The 518-nt window shown below is 68.5% G+C and carries 1 protein-coding gene; it reads left to right on the top strand.

What is annotated here, in order from left to right; translation table 11 throughout:
• Nucleotides 1–12: 12 nt before the first annotated feature.
• Nucleotides 13–518: amino acid--tRNA ligase-related protein (locus SCI24_RS21485; protein WP_318727294.1), on the top strand; the 506-nt coding region annotated here is incomplete at its 3' end.

Raw genomic sequence — 518 nt, 5'->3', positions numbered from 1 at the left:
CGGGACTTCCTGGTGCCCAGCCGGCTCAAGCCGGGCGAGTTCTACGCGCTGCCGCAGTCTCCGCAGCTCTTCAAGCAGCTGCTCATGATGGCCGGATACGAACGCTACTACCAGGTGGCGCGCGCCTTCCGCGACGAGGACCTGCGCGCCGACCGGCAGCCCGAGCACACGCAGATAGATCTCGAGATGAGCTTCGTGCGCGAGCAGGACGTCCAAACGGTGGTCGAGGGCATGTTCGCCGAGGCGTTTCGTGCGGCTCTGGGAGAGGAGCTCGTAACCCCCTTCCCCCGCCTCACCTACCGTGAGGCGATGGACCGCTTCGGCACCGACAAGCCCGACACCCGCTTCGGCATGGAGCTGGTCGATGTCTCCGACCTGGTGCGCGAGGTCGAGTTCAAGGTGTTCGCCGACGCCCTGTCGTCCGGCGGAGCCGTGCGGGGCCTGCGCGCCGCGGGGGCCGGAGGGTTCTCGCGCAAGGATGTCGAGGAGCTCGCCCAGGAGGCAGCCGTGTTCGGGGC

The sequence above is a fragment of the Halomonas sp. genome (genome assembly GCF_033549285.1).
In the GTDB taxonomy this organism is placed as follows: Bacteria; Pseudomonadota; Gammaproteobacteria; order Pseudomonadales; family Halomonadaceae; genus Halomonas.
This window is presented reverse-complemented; position numbering and strand designations above follow the sequence as displayed.